Annotated in this window: 15 protein-coding genes; 9 read left to right on the top strand and 6 right to left on the bottom strand. The window is 64.3% G+C overall.

Features of this window, described 5'->3' with window-relative positions; all coding sequences use genetic code 11:
* The first annotated feature begins 55 nt into the window (after positions 1-55).
* The 5 genes from pssA to KRR26_RS01885 all read left to right on the top strand — a co-directional run bounded on the left by pssA (position 56) and on the right by KRR26_RS01885 (position 6,219).
* A complete protein-coding gene (pssA, locus tag KRR26_RS01905) occupies positions 56-901 on the top strand; it encodes a CDP-diacylglycerol--serine O-phosphatidyltransferase (RefSeq protein ID WP_120210370.1) in 846 nt (281 codons plus the stop codon).
* Between the two features lie 947 nt (positions 902-1,848).
* Complete coding sequence (locus KRR26_RS01900; RefSeq protein ID WP_217079036.1) at positions 1,849-2,304, top strand: AAC(3)-I family aminoglycoside N-acetyltransferase; 456 nt, start codon at positions 1,849-1,851, stop codon at positions 2,302-2,304.
* A 661-nt stretch (positions 2,305-2,965) separates the two neighbouring features.
* Positions 2,966-4,231 carry a CinA family nicotinamide mononucleotide deamidase-related protein gene (locus KRR26_RS01895; protein WP_217078978.1) on the top strand — a complete coding sequence of 422 codons (1,266 nt, stop codon included), beginning with the start codon at positions 2,966-2,968 and terminating at the stop codon, positions 4,229-4,231.
* Positions 4,228-5,652, top strand: a complete 1,425-nt coding sequence (locus tag KRR26_RS01890) for a hypothetical protein (RefSeq protein ID WP_217078977.1) — start codon at positions 4,228-4,230, stop codon at positions 5,650-5,652. The genes KRR26_RS01895 and KRR26_RS01890 overlap by 4 nt, the downstream gene beginning before the upstream one ends.
* Positions 5,653-5,715: 63 nt before the next feature.
* The gene (locus tag KRR26_RS01885; RefSeq protein ID WP_217078976.1) at positions 5,716-6,219 is read left to right on the top strand and encodes a DUF1285 domain-containing protein; all 504 of its coding nucleotides are present in this window, start codon (positions 5,716-5,718) and stop codon (positions 6,217-6,219) included.
* Here the strand turns inward: KRR26_RS01885 and recA are convergent.
* Positions 6,216-7,241 carry a recombinase RecA gene (gene recA / locus KRR26_RS01880; RefSeq protein WP_120204993.1) on the bottom strand — a complete coding sequence of 342 codons (1,026 nt, stop codon included), beginning with the start codon at positions 7,239-7,241 and terminating at the stop codon, positions 6,216-6,218. The genes KRR26_RS01885 and recA overlap by 4 nt on opposite strands.
* Before the next feature lie 338 nt (positions 7,242-7,579).
* On the opposite strand from recA, the gene KRR26_RS01875 reads away from it, so the two are divergent.
* Complete coding sequence (locus KRR26_RS01875) at positions 7,580-8,911, top strand: NAD(P)/FAD-dependent oxidoreductase (RefSeq protein ID WP_217079035.1); 1,332 nt, start codon at positions 7,580-7,582, stop codon at positions 8,909-8,911.
* A 9-nt stretch (positions 8,912-8,920) separates the two neighbouring features.
* On the opposite strand, the gene KRR26_RS01870 is transcribed toward KRR26_RS01875, so the two are convergent.
* From KRR26_RS01870 to KRR26_RS01850, 5 genes are all read right to left on the bottom strand, one after another.
* The gene (locus KRR26_RS01870; protein WP_120204997.1) at positions 8,921-10,522 is read right to left on the bottom strand and encodes a YifB family Mg chelatase-like AAA ATPase; all 1,602 of its coding nucleotides are present in this window, start codon (positions 10,520-10,522) and stop codon (positions 8,921-8,923) included.
* A gap of 310 nt (positions 10,523-10,832) precedes the next feature.
* Positions 10,833-11,333, bottom strand: coding sequence for an ExbD/TolR family protein (locus tag KRR26_RS01865; RefSeq protein ID WP_120204999.1), 501 nt, complete (start codon positions 11,331-11,333; stop codon positions 10,833-10,835).
* On the bottom strand, positions 11,333-11,749 hold the full coding sequence (locus KRR26_RS01860) for an ExbD/TolR family protein (protein WP_120205000.1): 417 nt from the start codon (positions 11,747-11,749) through the stop codon (positions 11,333-11,335). Before KRR26_RS01860 ends, KRR26_RS01865 begins: the two co-directional genes overlap by 1 nt.
* An 84-nt stretch (positions 11,750-11,833) precedes the next feature.
* A complete protein-coding gene (locus KRR26_RS01855) occupies positions 11,834-12,520 on the bottom strand; it encodes a MotA/TolQ/ExbB proton channel family protein (RefSeq protein ID WP_120205002.1) in 687 nt (228 codons plus the stop codon).
* Positions 12,521-12,591: 71 nt separating this feature from the next.
* A complete protein-coding gene (locus tag KRR26_RS01850; RefSeq protein ID WP_120205003.1) occupies positions 12,592-13,341 on the bottom strand; it encodes an energy transducer TonB in 750 nt (249 codons plus the stop codon).
* Between the two features lie 230 nt (positions 13,342-13,571).
* Here KRR26_RS01850 and KRR26_RS01845 point away from each other — a divergent pair, with 230 nt between their 5' ends.
* From KRR26_RS01845 to KRR26_RS01835, 3 genes are all read left to right on the top strand, one after another.
* Positions 13,572-16,727 carry a TonB-dependent receptor gene (locus KRR26_RS01845; RefSeq protein ID WP_120205005.1) on the top strand — a complete coding sequence of 1,052 codons (3,156 nt, stop codon included), beginning with the start codon at positions 13,572-13,574 and terminating at the stop codon, positions 16,725-16,727.
* A gap of 30 nt (positions 16,728-16,757) precedes the next feature.
* Positions 16,758-17,477, top strand: coding sequence for a hypothetical protein (locus KRR26_RS01840; protein WP_120205006.1), 720 nt, complete (start codon positions 16,758-16,760; stop codon positions 17,475-17,477).
* Positions 17,478-17,588: 111 nt separating this feature from the next.
* Entirely contained in the window at positions 17,589-19,130 is a 1,542-nt protein-coding gene (locus KRR26_RS01835) for a radical SAM protein (protein WP_120205008.1), read from the top strand.
* Positions 19,131-19,201 lie beyond the last annotated feature (71 nt).

Below are 19,201 nucleotides of genomic sequence, written 5' to 3'. Positions count from 1 at the left end.
CCCTCGCCGTTTCTGTCGCCGGGACTCACGGCCATCAGGGGAAGTCGAGGGAACGATGAAGCTGCGGAAACTGATGTTCGTGCTCCCGAACCTGTTTACCGTCACGTCGATCTTCTGTGGGTTCTACGCCATCACCCTGTGCACGGGCGAGGCGGGTCCTGTGCAGTTCTACCAGTCGGCGCTGGCCATCTTCTTCGCGATGTTCTTCGACGGGTTCGATGGTCGCGTGGCGCGGCTGACGAAGACGCAGAGCGACTTCGGGATGCAGCTCGACAGCCTGGCGGACGTGACCTCGTTCGGAGCGGCGCCTGCCCTGCTTGTGTACAAGTGGGCGCTTGCGCCGATGGGGTTCCTGGGGCTGTTCATCTCCTTCGCGTTCGCGGCGTGTGGAGCGATGCGGCTGGCGCGCTTCAACGTGCTGGCGCAGCGTGATCCGCATGGGGGCGGGGGTGGCCACTTCGTGGGGTTGCCCATTCCGTTGGCGGCGGGTGTGTTGGTGTCGTTGATCATCTCGCACCACGTGGCGGCGGCGGGTGAGCCGTTGACGGTGGGGGCGCGGGTGCCGGTGGCCGTGGCGGTGGTGGCCCTGTCGCTGTTGATGGTGTCGACGGTGCGCTATCGAACGTTCAAGGACGCTCGGCCGTCGCGGAAGACAGCCCTGGTCTGCGGAGTGATGGCGGTGGCGGGAGGGGTCATCGCAAGGCAGTTCCATCCCGCCTGGGTCCTGGTCGCCTACAGCTTCGCGTACTTGCTGCTGGGGTTGGTGGAGTCGGCGGCGCAGGTGGGCAATCGCCTGGTGGCGCGCAAGGTCGGAGGCGGTGCCGCGGTGGTCGCAGCGGTCATTGACGATGACGAAGACGAGGACGAAGGTCCCGGAAGCGACGGCCCGGCCTACCTCTGAATCCCAAGGCCCCAATCATCCCGTGAGCCAAAGGGCCCACGAGGGATGAGCGAGAGGCCGCAGTCCATCCAATCGCGAACGAGCAAGGCCCGCAGGCTTCGGTTCCCCACGGAATCCAGCGGGCCCTCTGCTGCGGTGTGGCAGAGCCCAAGTCGGTCCGCGGCGAGCTGGGCTCCCAAGACCCACAGCGCCATCACCTCCCGAGGCCAACGACTCCACTGCGCTCTGACCGCTGCCCCATTCAGCGGGTCACCATGTCTGGGTCCAAGGTCTCCGCGCGCCAGCCACTTCCGTCGCAAGCAAAGCCGCTGCGCGAACTGCCCCGACCAGCAGGTCACCTTGCCGAAGCCCAACGCGCCTCGCGCCGGTACACCGGCAAGTGAACGTGCCGGGCTGCATTCGTCGCAAGAACTGGCTGGTCGCCTGGACGGAGGTTGCGGCACAGCGTGCTGGCATCTGCCGGCACCGCTTCAAGCAACCGGGCCCTCCATGCTGTGAGTAGTGCCAGAGTTTTCGGGGCCCGTAGCCAGAGACCCCGTGCACAGCGCGCCGGAAACTCCCGAAGCAATGGGACCGCAGCGCCGTGAGTGGTTCCCGAGTTGGCGGGGCCCGTTGCTGGAGAGCAAGGTTCATCGCTCCGGCACCTCGCGACACAAATGAACCCGCCGCATTGTGAGTGATGCCCTATCGAGTCGGCCTCCATGCCGGGGCCCAAGGCAATGAGACCGCTCAATGCCTGCGCAAGCAGTGTGCAGAGACAGTCACCCTCGTTGTCTGGTCATGAGCTTGAACTCTACCGTGTCGTTACGTCGGAGACGTCTCGGCTTCTGCTCTTTCGTCATGTCGGACACCGTACTTGCCTCTTCTTTGGTGTCCCTGAGGCGGCTCAAGCCCAGCTGGTGTCACAGCATCGCGAGTAGATTCACCGCATGCAGACACCCTCATTCATGGTCAAGCGCCTGGGTCCGTCCGACGTCGACCTGATGCACGGCATGCTGACCGTATTGGGCGAGGCCTTCGAAGAGGTCGAGACATACGGCCGAGCGCGTCCGAGTGCCGCCTACTTTGGACGCCTGCTCTCGGGGGACTCATTCATCGCGCTCGTGGCAATGGACGACGGGAAGGTTGTGGGCGGGCTTGCGGCATACGAGTTGAGGAAGTTTGAGCAGGAGCGCAGCGAACTCTATATCTACGACCTCGCGGTGGCTTCAGCGCATCGTCGTCGAGGAATCGCGACCGGGCTGATTCGAGAACTCCAGCGTCTCGGTGCGGAGCGGGGAGCCTACGTCATGTTCGTCCAGGCGGACCACGGAGACGACCCTGCCATTGCGCTCTACACGAGCCTGGGTACTCGAGAAGACGTGTTGCACTTCGACATCCCGGTGGATCGACAAGCGCGCTAGCGTTTGAGCTGTCGGGCCCCAATCCCGAACGGCCAGAGTCTGTACCGGCAAGGATGTGCCAGCAGCATCCCGCGTCGTGACCCAGTCGGTTCCATTCCAGCGGGACGCGGTAGGGGAAGTCATCACTCGACGGAGGGTCCACGGGGGAGATGTCGTAAAGGGTCCACGGCCGCCTGCGCGAATGCCGACGAGCAATTGCTTGATTGTAGAGGTCGGTCGAGTGTGCGGCGACTGCCGAAGCCCCACAGACATGCAGGCACCAACTTGGACGCAGAGGAGCTACCCGAGTTGGTCGCTCGGAGCGCGTGGCGGCCCGCCTCAGACGCCCCCTGTGGGAACAGACCCCGCGCCGAGAACCAGGGACACTGAATTCCCATGTGGGCACCTGGATGCCGACTTCCCGCGGGCATCCAGATGCAGAAGTCCGCGGACCAAGGCCCATGGGGAGAGTTCCCCTGAGCCCCCGGGATGCAGAGGCGCAGGTCCCAGCGGCCAGACCTCCCACCAGGACACCTGAACGCAGCCAGCGGCCGCTCGCCAGCGCGGCTGCGAAAGCATGCGTGCAGGTGAAGGAGCAGCCCTGTCGAGTGCTCGCCCGGTGGGGTGGTGGGGGCGCGTCGTCCGTGCCCTGGGCCCGCGCAGCCGGTAGGATGCCGCACCCATGCGCGTCGAACTTCTGTGCACAGGTGACGAACTGGTCACTGGCCTCGTCACGGATACGAACAGCAGCTACCTGGAGGCCCGGCTCTTCGAACTGGGCGTGAAGGTGGGGCGAGTCGTCTTGGTGGGCGACGTGAGGTCGGACATCCGAGATCGGCTGCTGGAGGCCGCCGACCGTGCAGACGTGGTCATCGTCTCCGGTGGACTGGGACCGACCGCGGATGACTTCACCTTGGAGTGCGCGGCTGAGGCAGCGGGGGTACCGCTGCAGAAGGATCCCCAGGTTGTTCTGTGGCTGGAGGCGCGATTCGCCGCACGGGGAGTCCCCATGAATCCGAGCGCCCTGCGAATGGCGAGGATTCCTGAAGGGGCACAGGCCATCCAGAATCCCGTAGGCTCGGCACCGCTGGTCCACCAGCGGATCCGGAACTGTGAGTTCTTCTTTCTCCCCGGTGTTCCTCGCGAGTATCGAGCCCTGGTCGATGGCGAGATCCTCCCGCGCATCCGCGCGACCTTGGAGTCTGGTCCAGCGCGCACCTTTCGCGCCTTCCGCTTGCTGCGCACCGTCTCCCTGTCCGAGTCGATGTTGGATCAGACCGTGATGCCGCTGGCGCCGGGGCATCCGCATGTCGTCTTCGGCTTCCGTACCCATGCACCGGAGAACCACCTGAAGCTGATGTCGGAGGGGGCTTCGCAGCGCGAAGCGGATGCGGCGCTGGATGCCGCGGAGGCAGCCTCTCGACACGTGCTCGGGGCGCATGTTTTTGGAGTGGACGGTGACGAGTACGCCGCGGTCCTCGTGCGGATGCTGGCTCAAACGGGGGCGACCCTGGCAGTGGCCGAGAGCTGCACGGGGGGACTCATCGCGCAGCAGCTCACTGGCGTTCCGGGGGCAAGCAACGTCTTTCTTGGTGGTGCTGTCGTGTACTCGGAGAAGATGAAGTCCGCCTGGGTGGGCGTTCCCCCCGAGGTCCTCGCGCGACACTCCGCAGTGTCGAAGGAGACGGCGCTGGCCATGGCCGAGGGAGTTCGTGCCGTGACTGGGGCCACCTATGGCCTGTCGGTGACAGGGTATGCGGGGCCGGGCGGTGGAACCCAAGAAGACCCGGTCGGCACGGTGTACTGCGGGATGGCTGGACCCGGGATTCCGGCGCGATATGAACGCATCTTCATTCATGGCGATCGCGAGCGTGTGCGCCTCTTCGCTGCTTCTCACTCTCTGGAATTGCTGCGTCGGCATCTGCTGACCGCGTCTGCCACCCCATGAGCCGCTCCAAATCCAAACAGCATGGCCCTTCCGGGGCTGAGCCCGCGGGTCCTCTCTCCTCGGAACCGCCCATCGCACCATTGTCGTCGGCCGAGCCCCTGTCGCGGGCAGTTGGAACCTCCGCCATTCGCATCTGGCTCGGCGCGTACCGTGTCGAGGTTCTCCTCTTCCTCGTGTCGTTCGCGGTGCTCGCCAGCTTCAGCTCCCAGCGTTTTCTCCGGCAGAGCGCGGCGCCACACTTCATCTACCAGGCGCAGTCGTGGTTGGAGGGGCGCCTGGATGTGGACCCGCAGGTGTTGCCCAACCTGGAGGACTGGGCCTGCGTGCGTCAGGTGGATGGCGCGAAGGTCCGCTGTGAAGGCAGGCCCCTCGCGGACGATCGCTGGTACGTCAGCTTCCCCTCGTTCCCAGCCGTGGTGATGCTGCCGTTTGTCGCGCTGCACGGATACCAGTTCAACGACACCAGCTTTGGCGTTGTCGTTGGCGCGTTGGCAGTGGCGCTCTTCTATTCGCTGCTGCGCTTCCTGGCGAAGGAGGGCGAGACGTCGCGTGAACGCAATGACAACATCGCCTTGTCGCTCGTTCTCGCGTTCGGAACGCTTTTCTTTTATTGCGCCATCCGGGGCGAGGTCTGGTTCAGTGCCGAGGTCATGGGGGTCGCCTGGACCTGTCTGTATGTACGCAACGCGGTCCGTGCGCGTCGCCCGGTTCTGGCAGGGCTGTTCTTCTCGATGGCAGTGCTCACACGCACACCGCTGTTGTTCGCGGGCCTCTTCTTCGTCCTCGAAGCTCTGTGTCCTGGCCCTGATCGCCGCGCTCAGCTCAAGTCGCTCGGAGTGAACTGGAGGGCTGCGGCGCGCAAGCTGGGGCTGTTTGCCGCGGGAGCCGCACCCCTGGGGCTGCTCGCTGCTGCGTACAACGTCTATCGCTTCGGGCGTCCGGGGGAGTTCGGACACGCGTTCCTCTTCAACAACCGCGTCAACGCAGACATCGACCGTTGGGGGTTGTTCAACGTCAGCTATCTGGCACGCAACCTCCAGGCTGCGTTCCTCAATCTCCCGAAAATCTCCTGGGAGCCGCTGCGTCTTGCGTACGACCCGTACGGGTTGACGCTGCTGCTGACCCTGCCTCTGATTGTCTTCCTGCTGGTTCCGAAGGAGCGGCCTCGCCTGCACTGGCCCATGTGGCTGACCGTGGCAGTGTGCGCGCTGCCGGGCCTGTTCTACCAGAACACCGGGTACATGCAGTTCGGCTTCCGATTCAGCCTGGACTACACGCCGTATCTGCTCGTGCTGTTCGCTCTGGGGGGATGGTCGCTGCGCAACCGAGCAGTGATGGGCGTGGTCGCATTGGGCTTCTTGGTGAACTTCTGGGGCGCGGTGGCTTTCCGTGGTTACACGGAACTCGTTCGGAACTGGTAGGGCGAGGACTCCAGGCCACGAGGAGTTGCTCCATCCAGCGCGCAGGCGCAGATAAGGAAGGTCATGGAACCACCCAGCGGTCCGCCGCCCCCAGGCAAGCGTTGGCACACCCGCGAGGACAGCGGCATTCGCCTCGACCCCACCCTGCGTTGGTGGCACGACGACGAGCCCATCCTCCATCCGCGCATCATCGAGTTGTTCGATGCCTCGCTCGTCTTGGACGACCAGGGGCGTTACCAGCTCCGCATCGGGAATGACTGGTGCTACGTCCAGGTGGAGGACGCGGCCTACGAGGTCCGGACCGTGGATGTGTCTCCGTCGGACCTTGTCTCCATCCGACTGAGTGATCGCACCGCCGAAGCCCTCGATGTTGCGACCTTGCATGTCGAGTCGGACGGGGTGGTGGGCTGCCAAGTCAAGCAGGGACGTGCCAAGGCTCGCTTCTCGCGCGATGCGCAGTACCAATTGGGCCAGCTCCTGGAAGAGGGGCCAGAGGGCGCATTGCATTTGTGTGCGGGACAGCGTCGGGTGCCCGTCCCCTTGTCGTTGGCAGCCGTCCAAGGCTAGGCGGCCTCGGCCGCTGCAGGAGGGCAGGGGAGGGCAGCGGCGCCGACCAGCTCACGGGCGAGCGCCTCCAAGGCCTCGGGATGTTCGCGCAGCCACTCGATGGCACGCTCGCGGCCCTGCCCGATGCGCTCCCCGCGAAGACTGAAGTGGCTGCCGGACTTCTCCACCTGTCCACCGGCGACCGCCATGTCGAGGACCTCGGCCGGACGATGAATGCCTGAGCCGTACATCACATCGAACTCGGCTTCTTGGAATGGGGGCGCGACCTTGTTCTTGACGACCTTCACCCGCGCCTTGGACCCCACCACGGAGTCGCCCTCTTTGATGCTCCCTGTTCGGCGGATCTCCAGGCGCACCGAGGAATAGAACTTCAGTGCATTTCCTCCCGTCGTGGTCTCGGGATTTCCAAACATCACACCAATCTTCATTCGAATCTGATTGATGAAGATGATGCAGGTGCCGGACCGGCTGACGGCCCCCGTGAGCTTGCGGAGGGCCTGGCTCATCAGTCGTGCTTGCACGCCCATGTGAGCATCTCCCATCTCGCCTTCAATTTCCGCGCGGGGAACCAAGGCCGCGACAGAGTCCACGATGATGAGGTCCACGGCGCCAGAGCGCACGAGGTGTTCGGTTATCTCGAGCGCCTGTTCTCCCGTATCGGGTTGAGAGACCAGCAGCTCTTCCACGCGGACGCCCAGCTTGCGTGCGTAGGTAACGTCCAGCGCATGCTCTGCATCAATGAAGGCCGCGACACCCCCAGCGGCCTGCACTTGGGCAATCGCATGCAGGGTCAGCGTGGTCTTCCCGGACGATTCATGTCCGAACAGTTCCACGACGCGGCCGCGAGGATACCCACCCACTCCGAGAGCTCGATCCAATCCCACGGAGCCTGTGGGAATCACCGCGACCTTCTGGACCATTGCCTCAGCTCCCAGTGGCATCACGGCCCCTCGGCCAAACTGCTTTTCGATCGCCGCCACCGCAGCCGCCACTGCCTTCAGCTTCTCCGTCAGCTTGCTCATTGCGTCCGACTCCCTTGCCGCCTTGATGGGTGATGTGCGACGCGCGCACGGATGCGCCGAGGCCGAGCCGGTCGCGCGTTACTTGCCCTACCGAGCAATGGGCATGCCGCTGTGCGTACTCGGGCGGAGACTCGTGAATCGTCCAGAGTGACTCCAAGCGTCCGACCATCCGGAGTGACTGGCCCCCGGAGCTGCTGCCTGCTTTCCAGGTGAGCAAGGAGCCGAGGTGCCCTGCGCACAGCCGACTCCACCGAGCAGCCAGGCTGCTTGCGTTGAAATTCGAGGAGCGCTGCCTCACCTTTCCAGACGTGACCAAGAACCGCGCAGACCTGCCGCACGTGGTCATCCTCGGTGGAGGTTTTGGTGGCCTCTATGCTGCCCGGCAGCTCCGGAAGGCCCCGGTGCGGGTGACCCTGGTGGATCGACACAACCACCATCTCTTCCAGCCATTGCTCTACCAGGTGGCCACGGCGACGCTGAGTCCCAGTGAGATTGCGGCCCCCCTTCGAGGCATCCTGGGACGACATCGCATCCAAGTGCTGCTGGCGGAGGCGACTGGCATCGACCTGGAGCACAAGCGGTTGCTGCTCGCGGACGGTGAGCTGAGCTACGACTTTCTCATCGTGGCTACGGGCGCAACGCACTCCTACTTCGGTCATGACGAGTGGGCGCGACACGCGATGGGGCTGAAGACTATTGAGGACGCGGTCGAGATCCGTCGCCGCGTCCTGCTCGCCTTCGAGATGGCCGAGCGAGAGTCTGACCCGGACGTTCGGCGAGCGCTGATGACATTCGTCATCATTGGCGCGGGTCCTACGGGGGTGGAACTCGCGGGAGCGCTCGCGGAGATCAGTCGCAACTCACTGCCAGGTGAGTTTCAGAACATCGACCCGAATCAAGCGCGAATCCTGCTCATCGAGGGGCTGGGCCATGTTCTCCCCAGCTACCCTGAAGCGCTCTCGGTTCGTGCGCGCAAGGCGTTGGAGCGTCTCGGGGTCGAGGTCATGACGGGGGCTCGGGTGACGAGCATCGATGCGACCGGCGTCTTCATGGGGTCCGAGCATTTGCCGGCACGGACGGTGCTTTGGGCTGCAGGGGTTTCAGCTTCCCCGGTGGCGCGCTCCCTGGGGGCGCCGATGGATCGCGCCGGACGGGTCATGGTGTCCCCGGAGCTGACGGTGCCCGGCAGAACGGATGTCTTTGTTGTTGGCGACCTGTCATTCGTCAAGCAAGGCGATGGAACGTCAGTTCCCGGAGTGGCGCCTGCGGCCATGCAGGAAGGGAAGCATGCGGCGCTCAGCATCCTGAGACAGATCCAAGGGCAGCCGATGATGCCCTTCCGCTACTGGGACCGAGGCACCTACGCGGTGATTGGCCGCGGACAAGCGGTAGGAGTGGCCTTCCGTCGCGTGCAACAGTCAGGTGTCGCTGCTTGGTTTGCGTGGTTGTTCATTCACATCACCTTCCTCATTGGCTTTCGAAGCAAGCTGGCGGTGCTGCTCAACTGGGCGTACTCGTATCTGACGTTTGGCCGTTCAGCGCGCATCATTACGGGCGCCGTGCCGCGTCTGGATAAGCTTGAGGAGCGGTTTCATCCGACGGTGCTGCCCGCACCGCAGGAACACCAATCACTCCCAGCGCCGTCGGAGCCGCATCCCTCGCCTCGCTGAACGAGCTGTTCAAGATGGCTCGATGAGGCGGGAGAACGGGTCGCTTCGTGAGGAGCGGCTACCCTGCACGTTCGCGTGCAGCCAACTCCGCCGGTCCAACATCCGGCAGTCGACCGCAAGTTGCATATCGACATCCTCGATGCGGGCATGTCCCTCCAAGTCCGAGCGCGTCAGGGCCAGCTTGAGGATGCGGTCATGCGCGCGAGCGGAGAGCCCATGGTGGCGCACCGCGAGTTCGAGCGTTCGTTCTGCCCGTGGCGCGAGGACACAGTATCGCCGTAGCAAGTGAACTGGCATCTGGGCGTTGCAGTGCACTCCCGGTTCGGCCTTGAACCGTTCTCGCTGGCGCTCCCGTGCAATGGCGACGCGCTGCCGATAGTGATGGCTGGGGAGCTCCGGCGGCGCTGTCGAGGAGAGTTGATGGTACTCCACGGCGCGGGTCTGCACGGTGATGTCAATGCGATCGAGAAGGGGGCCGCTCACCTTGGAGTGGTAGTCGAAGACGCGGTGCTCCGAGCAGGTACATGTCCGGCCGGGGACGTTGAAGTACCCACAGGGACACGGATTCATCGCGGCAACCAGCATGACGCGGCACGGATAGGTGATGTGCTGATTTGCACGCGCGAGATGGATGGCCCCCTCCTCAAGTGGCTGCCGGAGTACTTCCAAGACATTCTTTCGGAACTCTGGCAGCTCATCGAGAAACAGGACCCCGTGATGGGCGAGAGACAACTCACCTGGTCGCGCAGTGGGGCCTCCTCCGACGAGTCCCGCGTCCGAGAGGGTGTGGTGCGGCGCGCGGAACGGGCGCTCACACATCAATGCCTGCTCCTCTCCAAGGAGCCCCAGGACTGAGTATATTTTTGTGACCTCGAGGGCCTCGCTGAACGCCATCTCGGGAAGAATGCCTGGCAGCCTTCGCGCAAGCATGGTCTTGCCAGAGCCAGGTGGCCCGCACATGAGCAGGTTGTGTCCGCCTGCCGCGGCGAGTTCCATCGCGAGCTTCAGTTCGGGTTGCCCACGGACATCCGCCATGTCGGGCATGGCTGCCCGCTCCACCACCTGCGGTCTCGCGGCCCTGACGTAAGCTGGGAGGACAGCGCTGCCAGTGAGGTGTTCAACCGCGCTGCGCAGATGAGAAATGGGAAGGATTTGAATCCCCTCGACCAGCGCGGCCTCGGCGGCATTTGCCGTGGGCACCATGACGCCCGAGTAGCCGTTGTCGCGTGCGGCTGCCGCGAGCGCGAGGACTCCCTTGATGGGTTTGACGGTCCCGTCGAGGGAGAGTTCACCTCCAAACAGGAATGGCTCCAGGTTCTGAGCCTCGATGAGGCGTGCGGCGGCGAGCACCCCCAATGCAATGGGGAGTTCGAAGGCCGCTCCTTCCTTCCGCAACTCTGCGGGGGCCAGGTTCACTGTGATGCGCTTCTGAGGGAGCTCGAACCCTGCGTTCTTCAGGGCGGAGATGACTCGAACCTTGGATTCGCGGACCGCGCCTTCCGGAAGCCCTACGACGTTGAAGTAGGGCAGGCCGAGCGCCATGTCGACCTCGCACTCCACTACGACCGCGTCGACGCCCATCAGGGCTCCCGACCTCACCCTTGCCAGCATTTCTCACTCCCTTCCGCTGTCGTGAGGAAAGGAGAGCAAACGTCGTACCTGGGATGCCTCGGGTGAACACCTCTCTCGGGGCGTCCATCGGCGGAGATGCTGGTCCGGCGCAACGGGACGCCCTGAACGGCGTTATGGCGCGCGCTGAATCGCGGAACAGGAGAACTCTCTGGGAGGCCGTCTCGTTGCCCAGCGCGGCCGTCAGAGGCCACAAAAGCGAACGCCCGCCGGCCATATGGAGGAGAACTCCGGCCGACGGGCGTTCTGTTTATCGAGAGCTCGCTGGTCCGCGAGCCCTCGATGCTTTGGACTACGGGGTGGCGGGGGGGGCTTCAGGCGCCCCCGGCTGACCGGTGCCCTGGACGACCGCGTTCTCGGGCAGCTCCGTCGCCATGCCGAGGATCTTGGCTCCTGCGGCACGGGCGCCATCCAGCGCGCCAACGAGCTTCCCATAGTTGGTTGAGTCATCCGCCATGAAGAAGACGATGCGGTCATCCGGCTTCTTGGCGTTCAGCATTCGCTTGAGACGCGCAACGTAGTCCGCGGCGGGAATCTGCTCCGTGTTGATGGAGTAGCCGCCGTTCTTGTCGACCTGAACGACGAGCTGATCGTCGCTGGGATCCGGAGGCGTATTGTCCTGCATCTCCGTATCAGGGACGCGGACAACGATGTCCTTCTCCATCAGCGGAGTCACCACCATGAAGATGATGAGGAGCACCAACACCACGTCCACGAGCGGCGTGACGTTGATGTCCGAGTTGGGGGCGCTCTGCGGTTGCACCCATTGGCGCGACTTGTGTCCGCGGGCCATTACTTCTTCTCCTCGACGCCGAGCGCGATCTGCTTCGCCTTCGCCTTGCGGGCGATGTCCAGCACCTTGCGCACGTCGCCCACGTTGAGCGCGTTGTCGCCCTTGAGCAGGATCTTCTTGCCCGGATCCTTCACGAGCTCCGCGGCGAGCTTCTCCTGCAACCCCTGCTCATTCACCTCGTCGTTCTCGACGAAGACCTTCTTGTCAGGGGTGATGGACAGGATGATCGGCTCGGATGTGTCTTTTACCCCGTTCTTGTCAATCTCCGTGGCCTTGGGCAGCTCCACGGACTTTCCGCGCTGGAGCATGGGGGTAATGACCATGAAGATGATGAGGAGCACCAGCACCACGTCGACAAGGGGCGTGACGTTGATCTCGCTCTTGATGCCCCCTTTGGGGCCTGCTGACATTCCCATGCGTGCACCTGGATCTGGATGGAGAGGCCCGCCTCTCGGAGATTCCGTCGAGGCGGGCCCTGACTCCCCCGCGTGCGCGGGGAACTAGGCCGCGTGCGAGGACTGCGTCCCGCCGCCGGCCATGTGCCGTGCGACCACGTCCAGGAACTCGTTGGAGGACTCAGAGATGTCCACCGCACGAGCGTCCACCCAGCCCTGCAGGAAGTTGTACGCCATCACCGCGGGGATGGCCACGAGCAGACCGAACGCGGTGGTGATGAGCGCCTCCGAGATACCGCCAGAGATGGTGCCCAGACCGCCGGCGCCGGACTCGGCCATCATCGAGAAGGCGTTGATGATGCCCATCGTGGTGCCAAGCAGACCCACGAAGGGGGCCGTGGAGCCGACCGTCGCCAGCACGCCCAGACCGCGCTTGAGGCTCTGCACCTCACGCTGCGCCTGGCGCTCGAGCGCACGGGCCACCGACTCAACCGCGACTTCCTTGTTGCCCGGGCTGATGCGGTAGGCCGTCAGACCCGAGTTGATGACGCGGCCCAGGTGACCCACATCCTTGCCCAGGTTGGTGTTCGCGGCGGTGGTCAGGTCGCCCTTCGCGAGGATGGCGCCCATCTTGGACGCGAAGTTGCGGCTGTCGGAACGCGTCTTGCGGAAGACGAAGATGCGCTCCGCCATCACGACCAGCGAAGAGACAGACATGATCGCCAGGGTGATGATGATAAGGCGGGCAAAGAGGCCCGTCTGCGCCCAGATTTCAGAAAGAGTAAAGTGCATGGCTTTCGAGCGCTCCTCCTCACGAGCGCGGGGGAAAATCGTCGCTGCTACCTATTTTCGTGACGCGTTCTTCAACGCGGCATGGCAAGCTTGATATTGAAGGTGTAATCAACCTGGACAGCGCGACCCTGGAACATGACCGGCTTGTAGCGTGAGGCCGCCAGCGCGTCCAGGACCGCCTTCTCCATGTGAGGGAGCGGCTTGATGACTCGGCAGCGCTCGACCTTTCCCTCGGTCGTGATGACGCACTTGACGATCATCAGACCTTGGACGTGGGCCTCGAGCGCTTCACGCGTGTAAGAGATTTCCGGGCCGCCGACTTTCTCCGGCCGCGACATGCCAGAACCGAACGGGAGGACGTCTGTTCCCGTGCTGCCCAACTGGCCGCCCACCACGCCGCCAATCACACCACCGACGACGCCACCCACCACACCACCCGCGACGCCTCCCTCGACGCCTCCCTCAACCTCGTCCTCTGCAGCGGCCTGCTCGGGTTCAGCCTCCTGCTGAGGCTCGGCCTCGGGCGGCTTCTCCTTGGGAATCTCCTTGGGCTGCACGATCACGTCCTTGGGCTTCTTGGGCGTGACCTTCTTCTCCGTCTTGGGCTTTGACGCAGGAGGAGGAGGTGGCGGGGGGGGAGGTGGCGGGGCCATGGTGGCCTTCAGCGTCACCTCGACCTCCTTCTCCTCAACAGGAGGCGGCCGAGTTGACAGGTAGACCGCCAGGACAAACAGGCCGAGGTGGAGCAACGCCGAGACGACGGCTCCGACGCCGAAGCGCGACCTGGGTCCTTGCCCGCGGTCAAGGACTGAATCGAACATGCACTTTACTCCTCTTCACCAGTGGACACCCGTCACGCCCTGCCCGGATTGAAGGGCGTGCTACCATACAGAAACGTGGACCGGGTTCAAGCGACCCTGCCGGGAAGCCTCCAGCGTGATCGCGCAATGCCCCACTGGTCACCAAAAAGCAACGGTCTATTGACAACTGCCCGACCTCAGATATTTTCCGCAGTCATTTTCGGTTGCAGCCCACCTTGGAGGGGTTTGGTATGCAAGTGAGCCGAGTGCTCCGGGAAACCGGAGTTGTCCTGGCTGCAGGTCTGCTTTATGGATCTGCGGCTTTCGCACAGTCCAGCGTCATCATCGGTACGGTCATCAATACCGAAAGCAAGCAGCCTGCTGCTGATGTCGTTGTGACCGCTACCTCGCCCAATCTTCAGGGCGAGCAGACCGTGGTTACTGACGCTCAGGGTAACTATCGTATTCCCCAGCTGCCGCCGGGTACGTACACCCTGCGGTTCGAGAAGGAATCGTTCAAGCCGTTCGCCCGGTCGGATGTTCAGCTGCGGCTCAACCGCACGATCCGTGTGAACGTGGAGTTGCTGCCGGACTCCTTCTCAGGTGACGTGACGGTTGTTGGCACGCCGCCGACCATCGACGTCGGCTCGACGAACACGGGCGTGAACGTCGATCAGGAGTTCATCAACCGCATCGCGGTGGCCCGTCCGGGTGGCAAGGGTGGCGCGGCGCGCTCCTTCGAGTCCCTGGCCGAGCTGGCGCCTGGTGCGCAGGCGGACGCCTACGGTGTCTCGATCAACGGCACGACCTCGCCTGAGAACGGCTACGTGGTGGACGGTCTGTCCACGAACGACCCGGCCTACGGCGTGAACGCGAGCCCGATGAGCATCGAGTTCGTGCAGGACGTGAACATCATCACCGGCGGCTACATGCCGGAGTTCGGTCGCTCCACGGGCGGTGTCGTCAACGCGGTGACCCGCTCGGGCTCGAACGAGTTCCACGGTTCCGTGTTCGGCAACTGGACCCCGGGTGCCTTCGAGGGTAACCGGAAGCTGGTCGTCGAGGACGGCACCACAGTCACGGGCAACAACGCCCTGAAGCACATGGGCGACTTCGGCGCCACCCTCGGTGGTCCGATCCTGAAGGACAAGCTGTGGTTCTTCGCCGGCTTCGCGCCGTCGTTCACCCGCTACACCCACACCCGCGCTCTGAACTCGTTCGAGCTGGATGACACGGGTGCGGTGAAGAAGGACACGAACGGCTTCAGCGTCGTCAACGAGATCCCTGGGTCCCAGAGCAAGTACTTCGCCGATGCTCGGACGATCCAGTACATGGGTAAGTTGACGTACCTCATCAACCAGGACCACAACGTGTCGCTGTCCCTCAACGGGACGCCGTCGACGACGGGTGGTCTGGGCAAGCTGCAGATCAACCCCCAGACGGGTGGTCTGCCGGCGGCTCAGGTTGCGCGTCCTGGGAGCTTCGGCCTCATCTCGCGTGACACCAACACGACGGCGCTCGGCCTGAAGTACGCCGGTGCCTTCATGGAGAAGAAGGTCCTGGTTGACGCGAACCTCGGCTGGTTCCACCAGACCGACTCGCGCCTCCCGGCGGACGGCTCCAAGATCGGTTCCGATCAGGGTCTGGCCGGTCTGTCCCAGGCGCAGTACGTGGCCGAGCGTCCGCTGTCCCTCTTCGAGAACGTGCCGAACGCGGAGCAGTACTGCGGCAGCACGCCCGAGGAGCAGTTGCTGCGCTGCCCGGTGACGAACTACGTGGTGGGTGGCCCTGCGTTCCTCTCGGACGCGAAGCTGGATCGCTACCAGATCAACGCCAAGGCCACGTACCTCCTGAACAACGCGCTGGGTAACCACGTGTTCAAGGGCGGCGTGGACACCGAGTTCCTCGTCTATGATCAGACGAAGGCCTACGGTGGTGGCGTGTTCTGGCAGGAGAACTCGCTGGGTAACTGGAGCGACTCGCGTCGCTACGGCTACCAGACGGCGCCGGACAGCCCGGTGACCGAGCTGACCCAGCAGTCGCACACCAAGAGCAACACGGTGGGCGGCTTCCTGCAGGACAGCTGGTCCATCGCGAACATGGTCACGCTGAACCTGGGCGTGCGCTATGACATGCAGATGATGTACGGCGGCAACGGCCAGAAGGCCCTCGTGCTTGGCAACCAGTGGTCGCCTCGCCTGGGTGCCATCGTGGACCCGCTCCGTAACGGCCGTGCGAAGCTGTTCGTGAACTTCGCTCGCTACTACGAGCAGGTCGCGCTGGACATGATGGACCGCGCCTTCCCGGGCGAGCGCCGCTACAGCGCTCAGCGCCGTCTGGCGGAGCCGGGGCAGTCCGGTGGTTGTGATCCGACGACGCGTGAGGGGCAGCGCAACGAGTGCGCCGATCCTGCGTACCTGGTTCCGCGCGCTGAGAGCAGCCTGAACGCGAACCAGCTCTACTCCGGTGGTAAGGTGGAGAGCGAGCCGGTTGACCCGAACATCAAGCCGCAGTCGTCGGATGAGTTCGTGGTTGGCGGCGAGTACGAGCTCCTCGCGAACACCCGCGCGGGCGCCACGTACACCCACCGCGACATGAACTCGGTCATCGAGGACATGAGCCGCGATGAGGGCAACACGTACTTCCTCGGCAACCCGGGCTCGGGCTTCGCCAAGGAGTTCCCGAAGCCGGTTCGTAACTACGACGCCGTCACCGTCTACCTGAACCGCACGTTCTCCGACGGCTGGCTGGCCCAGGCGAGCTACACGTGGTCGCGTCTGTACGGTAACTACCCCGGTCTGTTCCGCCCGGAGAACAACCAGCTCGATCCGAACATCCTGTCGGACTTCGACCTGATTCGCCTCCTGGACAACCGCACGGGTCTGCTCCCGTTCGACCGTACGCATGCCATCAAGGTGTTCGGCGCGAAGGAGTTCAGCCTCACCAACGCGCTCACCGCGAACATCGGTCTGTCGTACCGTGGCAACTCCGGTACGCCGATCAACTACATGGGCGCCTACCCGGGTTACGGTCAGGATGAGACGTTCATCCTCCCGCGTGGCTCCGGCGGCCGCACCCCGTGGATCAACAGCATCGACTCCAACCTGGGTGTGAACTACCGCGTCAGCAAGGACAGCGTGTTGTCCGTGACCCTCGATGTCTTCAACCTGTTCAACTTCCAGGGTGTTGACAGCGTCGACGAGTCCTACACGTTCGCCGAGGTTCTCCCGGTCAAGGGCGGCAAGGCCAGCGACCTGCCGACCAAGGACAACCCGACCGGTGGTTCGGTCACGCTTGCCGAGGATGGCAGCAACCTGACCTACGACGACGTGAACAAGAACTACAAGAACCCGGATCGTTACCAGCCGCCGCGTCAGATTCGTCTCGGTGTGCGGTACACGTTCTAGTCACCAGACCACGTGAGGAAGATGAGTAACATGCGCAAGAACATTCTTTCGACAGTGGTCATGCTCGGTATCGGAATGGGCGTGTCCGCTTGTGACTCGGACCAGCCGACGCCGGGTTGCGTGGTGCAGGACTCGGGCTCTTTGCCCTGGTTCGGGAAGTACGACCTGGTGGAAGGGCCGACCCCGACTGCCGCGGGCATCACCTGCGATGCGTCTTCGCAGGCCCCTGCAGGAGAGGACCTGGGCGTCTGGAAGTTCTACGACGTCGCCACGAACAAGGCCTCGCTGACGATTCGTCCGCGTGGTCTTGCCTCGCTGGGTTCCAAGGACCCGAACAACAAGTACTCGGATCTGCAGGGCACGGGCGGCATCACCAATGACGTCGACGCGAACCAGTTCTGCAACGCGAACGACTTCAACCTGGCGAAGGTGAACGCCATTGATGGGGCGACGACCACGTCGATCTCGTACCAGTTCAGCAACGTGCGGGTTTACTCCGCTCCGAGCGCCCCTGGTACGCAGTTGACGGGCGAGCTGACCTACATCAAGAACGGATGCAAGTCGACGTACGTCGTGCGCGCCATCTGGCCCTCGACGCCTTGCAACCCGACGCTGGACGCGTCTGACCCGGCGAACGCGGCGGATACGTGCGGCGAAGGCTCTGGCGTCAACCCGGACTTCGACGTGGTCTGCGATGCGACCGTGAAGAAGTGCGCGGCTGGGAAGGCGATCCCGTCGTTCAAGAAGTGAGCTGAACGGCATTGCTTGCCTGCTGCGGCCCCGGCGGCCCTCCCTCATGGGAGTGGCGGTCCGGGGCCGCAGTGTTTATGGAGCCTCGGGTCGACCTGGCTGGGAGGAGCATTGGAGGGCCGCTACGCGCTGATTGAACGTGTCCGCTCGCTGCTTGCGGATGAGCAAGGCACGCTTCACAAGGAGGCGCCCTACCGGGTGGCTCTCTGCTACCCAAGTCCCTACCACGTGGGGATGAGCTCCCTGGGCTACCAGGCGATCTACCGAGAGATTCATTCTCGGCCTGGTGCCACGGCTGAGCGGGTCTTCCTCCCAGATGATGTGGAGGCGTTCCGTCGAACGCGAACGCCGCTGTTCACGTGGGAGTCGCAGGCGTCGGTGTCGGAGTTCCCGATGCTGGCGTTCTCGGTGGCCTATGAGTTGGAGCTCACGGGACTGTTCTCGATGTTGGAGCTGTCGGGGATCCCGCTGCTCCGAGAGCAGCGAGGTGCTCGCCATCCACTGGTGGTCGCGGGCGGCCCGCTGACCTTCTCCAATCCAGATCCGCTTGAGCCCTTCGTGGATGTCTTGGTTCAGGGGGAGGCGGACGACCTCATCCACGTGCTGCTGGATGCGGCGCAGTCGATGGATCGCGAGCCGCTGTTGGATGTCTTGGCGCGCACCCCTGGCTTCCTGGTCCCCGGGCGAGGCGGCGCTCGGTATCACGTCGCGAAGGCGACGGATGCTCGGCTTCCCGCTCGTACGCAGATCATCACTCCGCACACCGAGCTGCGCTCGATGTTCCTCATCGAGCCGGAGCGGGGGTGTTCGCGTGGGTGCCATTACTGCGTCATGCGGCGCACCACGAATGGGGGGATGCGGACCGTGCCTCCCGAGCGTGTGCTGTCGCTGATTCCCGACCATGCTCGCCGGGTGGGGCTCGTGGGCGCGGCGGTGACGGACCACCCGAGGATTGTCGAGTTGCTGCGGACGCTGGCGGACTCGGGGCGCGAGGTGGGTGTCTCGTCATTGCGAGCAGACCGGTTGACCCAGGAGTTGGTGGATCAACTGCGTCGCGGCGGAGCGACGAACCTCACCGTTGCTGCTGATGGTGCGTCTCAGCGCATGCGGGACCTTGTGGACCGGAAGCACTCGGAGGAGCAGATCGTCCGGGCTGCTCAGTTCGCTCGCACGGCGGGGATGCGGCAGCTCAAGGTCTACAACGTCGTGGGTCTGCCTTACGAAGAGGACGTGGATGTGGACGAGCTGATCCGTTTCACGACGGAACTCTCGCGCATCCTTCCCGTGGCCTTGGGTGTGGCGCCCTTTGTCGCGAAGCGCAACACGCCCCTGGATGGGGCTCCCTTCGCCGGGGTTCGTGAGGTGGAGAATCGGCTGGAGCGCTTGCGGCGCGGATTGCGCGGGCGTGCCGAGGTTCGTCCGACCTCCGCCCGCTGGGCCTGGGTGGAGTACATGCTGGCCCAGTGCGGCCCCGAGGCGGGGCTCGCCGCGATGGATGCCTGGCGGGCGGGGGGGAGCTTCTCGGCCTGGAAGAAGGCCTTCGAGGCGCGAGGCTGTGTCCCCTACCTTGCCCGGCGAGTGGAGGACGGACGGCGCAACCCGACGCAGTGGCCCGTCGTGCCGGCTTCCGGTCCGCCCGCGTCCGCCGCTTGACGGGGACGTTCACCCCGTCCGTGCATGCTGGCCCCGTCTTCCGCTAGAAGGCGCCCTGCGGCGCCGATGGC

This window comes from Citreicoccus inhibens, assembly GCF_019039035.1.
Taxonomy (GTDB): domain Bacteria; phylum Myxococcota; class Myxococcia; order Myxococcales; family Myxococcaceae; genus Citreicoccus; species Citreicoccus inhibens.
Note: the sequence above shows the minus strand (reverse complement) of the source record. Positions and strands in the feature narration are given on the sequence as shown.

Excerpts from the sequence above, each read along its gene's own strand:
- pssA (WP_120210370.1), top strand. The coding sequence starts at position 56 with ATGAAGCTGCGGAAACTGATGTTCGTGCTCCCGAACCTGTTTACCGTC.
- KRR26_RS01900 (WP_217079036.1), top strand. The coding sequence starts at position 1,849 with ATGGTCAAGCGCCTGGGTCCGTCCGACGTCGACCTGATGCACGGCATG.
- KRR26_RS01895 (WP_217078978.1), top strand. The coding sequence starts at position 2,966 with ATGCGCGTCGAACTTCTGTGCACAGGTGACGAACTGGTCACTGGCCTC.
- KRR26_RS01890 (WP_217078977.1), top strand. The coding sequence starts at position 4,228 with ATGAGCCGCTCCAAATCCAAACAGCATGGCCCTTCCGGGGCTGAGCCC.
- KRR26_RS01885 (WP_217078976.1), top strand. The coding sequence starts at position 5,716 with ATGGAACCACCCAGCGGTCCGCCGCCCCCAGGCAAGCGTTGGCACACC.
- recA (WP_120204993.1), bottom strand. The coding sequence starts at position 7,241 with ATGAGCAAGCTGACGGAGAAGCTGAAGGCAGTGGCGGCTGCGGTGGCG.
- KRR26_RS01870 (WP_120204997.1), bottom strand. The coding sequence starts at position 10,522 with ATGCTGGCAAGGGTGAGGTCGGGAGCCCTGATGGGCGTCGACGCGGTC.
- KRR26_RS01865 (WP_120204999.1), bottom strand. The coding sequence starts at position 11,333 with ATGGCCCGCGGACACAAGTCGCGCCAATGGGTGCAACCGCAGAGCGCC.
- KRR26_RS01860 (WP_120205000.1), bottom strand. The coding sequence starts at position 11,749 with ATGGGAATGTCAGCAGGCCCCAAAGGGGGCATCAAGAGCGAGATCAAC.
- KRR26_RS01855 (WP_120205002.1), bottom strand. The coding sequence starts at position 12,520 with ATGCACTTTACTCTTTCTGAAATCTGGGCGCAGACGGGCCTCTTTGCC.
- KRR26_RS01850 (WP_120205003.1), bottom strand. The coding sequence starts at position 13,341 with ATGTTCGATTCAGTCCTTGACCGCGGGCAAGGACCCAGGTCGCGCTTC.
- KRR26_RS01845 (WP_120205005.1), top strand. The coding sequence starts at position 13,572 with ATGCAAGTGAGCCGAGTGCTCCGGGAAACCGGAGTTGTCCTGGCTGCA.
- KRR26_RS01840 (WP_120205006.1), top strand. The coding sequence starts at position 16,758 with ATGCGCAAGAACATTCTTTCGACAGTGGTCATGCTCGGTATCGGAATG.